The organism is Myxococcus llanfairpwllgwyngyllgogerychwyrndrobwllllantysiliogogogochensis, from assembly GCF_006636215.1.
In the GTDB taxonomy this organism is placed as follows: Bacteria; Myxococcota; Myxococcia; order Myxococcales; family Myxococcaceae; genus Myxococcus; species Myxococcus llanfairpwllgwyngyllgogerychwyrndrobwllllantysiliogogogochensis.
In genome coordinates this window covers 1-3,859 of sequence record NZ_VIFM01000469.1, presented here as the reverse complement: position 1 = coordinate 3,859, position 3,859 = coordinate 1, and the positions used below count along the sequence as shown (strand labels likewise).

The following is a 3,859-nucleotide window of genomic DNA, read 5'->3' as shown; positions in this document are numbered from 1 at the left end:
GGGGGGGGCATGGCGGGGCCGGTGTGCAAATCGAAAGCGGCTCTGGAGTTACACGTTATATAGGGCGCGCTCATGTCCCTCGACCTCAAGCGCGCCAACTCCGAGCCGATCACCTCTGTCGACCTGCTGGTGTCGGGTTTTCGGTCCGCCGAGAAGCCCCAGGGCCACCTTCGTCTGGGCCTGGAACACGAGAAGCTGCTGTTCCCCGTGGGTTCAGACGCTCCTGTCCCTTACGAGGGTCCGTCCGGAGTGGGGGCCCTGCTGAACCGGCTGGCCCCCGAGGGCTATGTCCCCTTCCGGGAGACGCCCGAGTCCCCGGTCATCGCCCTCCAGCGGGAGCGCGGCGAGGCGACCATCTCCCTGGAGCCGGGTGGACAGTTCGAGCTGTCCGGCAGCCCCTTCCACACGGCGCGCGAGGCGCACGCGGAGAACCTGGCCCACCTGAAGCAGGTGAAGGCGGCGGCGGGGGAGCTGGGGCTGCGGCTGGTGACGATGGGGTACCGCCCCACGGGCACGACGGCGACGATGCCGTGGATGCCCAAGTCGCGCTACCTGGTGATGCGGCGCACCCTGCCGGAGCGGGGTCAGCTGGCGCTGAACATGATGTTGATGACGGCCACCGGACAGGTGTCGCTCGACTGGAAGGACGAGGCGGACTGTGTCCGGAAGACGGTGGTGGTGGCGCGGCTCTCCCCGGTGATGAACGCGCTGTACGCCAACAGCCCGCTGGTGGACGGCAAGCCCTCCGGCTACGTGTCCTACCGCAACCGTGTCTGGGACGAGGTGGACCCGACGCGCTGTGGCTATCTGCCCGCGTTCTTCGACGGCTCCTTCTCGTACCGGGCCTATGTCGAATGGGCGATGGACGCGCCGCTGCTCTTCCTGCGCCGCGAGGGCCAGTACCTGCACCCGAAGCTCACCTTCCGACAGTTGCTGGAGCAGGGCTTCGAGGGACAGCCCCCGGACCTGGCGGACTGGACCGACCATCTCTCCACGCTCTTCCCCGAGGTGCGCCTGAAGAAGGTCGTCGAGGTGCGCGGCGCGGACTGTGGAAACGCGGCGATGACAGGCGCGCTGGGCGCGTTGTGGCGCGGAATCCTCTACGACGCCACGGCGCTGGACGAGGCGGAGCGGCTGTTGCCGAAGCTCACGTACACCGAGCACCTGGCCTTCCACGACACCGCGCGCCGCGAGGGGCTGGCCGGGAAGCTGGGCACGCACGAGTTGTACCGGCTCGCGGAGGAGATGGTGGGCATTGCCCGGCGGGGCCTGCTGCGCCTGGACGCGGCGGACGCGCCCCTGCTGGACCCGCTGGCGGAAGTGGCCGCGTCGAAGCGCTCCCCCGCGGCGGTGCTGCTCGAGGCGTGGGCGAAGGACCCACGCCCCGAGACAGTGCTCTCGCTGGCGAGCGTGTGAAGCGAGGCCGCTAGAAGCGGCCGCCCAGCGTGAGGTTCGCGTTGAAGAGGCTGCCCTTCGCCGCGCTGTTGGTGCCTGGGCGGTCGACGACGTCCTCGCCGCCCAGCAGGCGATAGGTGGCCCGGGCCCCCGCGAACAGGACGCTGCCGAAGCGATAGTCCACGCCGGCGGCGAGCGGAATCTCGGTCATCCAGTCGTTCTGGTAGACGTCGTCCGCGCCGTCGGAGGGGTCCAGGTAGCTCAGGCCGAAGCCCGCGCCGACGAAGGGCCGCCACTTCTGGTCGATGAGCGGCCCGGCCTTGGCCAGCACGCCGAAGTTGTTGCGCCACAGGCCCGCATCCTCGTCGTCGATTCGACGCGAATCGATGGGCAGGCGTTGCAGCTCATAGCCCACCTCGATTCCCACGTACTTCCACGCCTGGGCGTCGGCGTTGATGCCGAACGTCGCGCCCACGCCGACGTCCTCGCCCAGGTCTCCCGTGAAGCTGCCGAGACCCAGTCGCACGTCCATGCCGACCTCCGGCTCCTTCTTCATGTCCAAGGCCCCGGCCACTCGCTGGGCCTCGATCGCGAAAGCCGGGCTCGCCAGAGCCATGGCAGCCACGGCGACTCCTCCCACCATCGAACGTCGCATCGCATACCTCCCCGAAGTTTCGGTCAGCGACAAGGTGGGCATCCGTTGAGTCGGCTACAGAGAGGGCCCGCTGGGTTGGCGGTGGACCGCCGGGCCCGCGAGGAGCCGGACGGGAAGGCGCTCAGCGGCGGCCGAACAGCTTCTTCAACCCGGACAGCAGGCCGCCCGGACGCGCCTCGGGCTCGCCAATCAGCGGCGAGCGGGCAACGAGCGCCTCGCGCCCCGCGTCGTCCAGGTCCTCCAGGGAGAGGGAGACGGGCTGGCGGCGGACTCCGGGCAGCGTGGCTTCCAGCGAGAGGGCTCCGTCGGCGGAGAGCGAGAAGTGCAGCTCCACCTCGCCCGCGCGCTCCACGTTGAGGGAGAGCCGACCCAGGTACTCGTTCTCCGCCGCGAGCGGCGAGGGGCCCTGGAAGAGGGCGAGCTCCAGGGGGCCCGGAGCGATGGGGATGACGAGCGTCTTGCCGGCGGGCAGTCGCGTCGTGCGCTCGAGCACTCGGCGCAGGGTGCCTCCTCGCTCGGCGACGCCGATGGGCGCGGAGAGCACCTCGGAGACGGAGGCGGCGGGCTTGCCGCCTTCAGCCAGCACGATTCCGCGGCCGAGCAGCGCGGCGCCCAGGGCCACGCCGCCTCGGGCGTCGACGTCGTCGCGCACGGGGACGCCCAGGCTTTCCTCCAGCCGGCGGCGGACCAGGGGCGTGCGTCCCTGGCCGCCCACGAGCAGCACGGCGTCGAGGCCCTGGGGCGAGAGGGCGTTCGAGTCGAGCACTTCGCGCACGACGGACGTCACGCGCTGGGCGAGGTCCGCGGTGAGGGCCTCCATTCGCTCGCGGGTCAGCGGGGGCACGGTGCCCGAGGGCAGGGTGACGTCCACCTGTTCGCGCTCGGAGAGGGCCACCTTGGCGGCCTCGGCGGCGGTGCGCAGGGGGCCCCAATCGAGCGCGTGTTCAGGGCGGGGGATGCCCTGGTCCGCGAGATCGCTGGCGAGGGCTTCCGCGATGCGGGCGTCGAAGTCCAGGCCACCCACCGTGGGGTCGCCGCCGGTGGTGATGACCTCCAAATCATCGCCGGTGACTTGCACCACGGCGACGCCGAGTCCTCCGCCGCCCAGGTCGATGACGAGCACGCGCTTGCGAGCCAGGCCGCGTCCGTGTCCGTGGGCCAGGGCGGCCGCTGCGGGGGCGGTGAGGATGCGCTGTGCGTCGAGCCCCGCGAGGGTGGCCGCGTCACGCAGGGCCGCGCGCTGGCGGTCCGTGAAGTGGGTGGGGGCGCAGATGACGGCGCGGGTGGCCTTGCGTCCGACGAAGGTCGTGGCGGCGTGCTTGAGCTCGCGCAGGAGCAGGGCCGTGAAGAGGGTAGGGGCGACGAGCCGGCCACCGAGCTCCACGCAGGCATCGCCGCTCGGGTCGGCGGCGACGGGGAAGGGGAGTTGTGGGGCCAGGGCGCGGAGTCGAGGGGAGCGCGCGCGCAGGCCGAGCAGACGCATGAGGCCGGGCGCGGCACGGCGGGGAGCGCGCATGGCTTCGACTTGAGCCGCCGGGCCGACGAGCAGTTCGTCATTGCCGTCCACCGCGACGAGCGCGGGAAGTTCGTGGCCGTCCGTGCCCGGGAGGGGAACGAGTTGAGCGACGCCATCGTGGAAGACAGCGACTCGGGCGTGTGAGGTGCCCAGGTCGATGCCGAGCACCACCTCTGGAACGGCGGGGGAGGTGGAGGGCGCGGAGACAGGGACCTCCAGGAGCGCACGGCGGCGATTGCGCGCGGTATCGGCGTCCTGAGGGGCGGGTGGTTCGGTGGGCTCGGTACGTGCCT

The 3,859-nt window shown here is 71.4% G+C and carries 3 protein-coding genes; 1 reads left to right on the top strand and 2 read right to left on the bottom strand.

Annotated elements, in window-relative coordinates; translation table 11 throughout:
• The first annotated feature begins 72 nt into the window (after positions 1–72).
• Positions 73–1,416 carry a glutamate--cysteine ligase gene (locus FJV41_RS48395; RefSeq protein WP_141649391.1) on the top strand — a complete coding sequence of 448 codons (1,344 nt, stop codon included), beginning with the start codon at positions 73–75 and terminating at the stop codon, positions 1,414–1,416.
• 10 nt (positions 1,417–1,426) lie between these two features.
• Here FJV41_RS48395 and FJV41_RS48390 read toward each other — a convergent pair whose 3' ends face one another.
• Together FJV41_RS48390 and FJV41_RS48385 are read right to left on the bottom strand one after the other, a co-directional pair.
• Positions 1,427–2,011 carry an outer membrane beta-barrel protein gene (locus FJV41_RS48390; protein ID WP_246137894.1) on the bottom strand — a complete coding sequence of 195 codons (585 nt, stop codon included), beginning with the start codon at positions 2,009–2,011 and terminating at the stop codon, positions 1,427–1,429.
• Between the two features lie 160 nt (positions 2,012–2,171).
• On the bottom strand, positions 2,172–3,859 hold a 1,688-nt coding region (locus tag FJV41_RS48385), incomplete at its 5' end, for an Hsp70 family protein (protein ID WP_246137893.1).

Excerpts from the sequence above, each read along its gene's own strand:
- FJV41_RS48395 (WP_141649391.1), top strand. The coding sequence starts at position 73 with ATGTCCCTCGACCTCAAGCGCGCCAACTCCGAGCCGATCACCTCTGTC.
- FJV41_RS48390 (WP_246137894.1), bottom strand. The coding sequence starts at position 2,011 with ATGGCTCTGGCGAGCCCGGCTTTCGCGATCGAGGCCCAGCGAGTGGCC.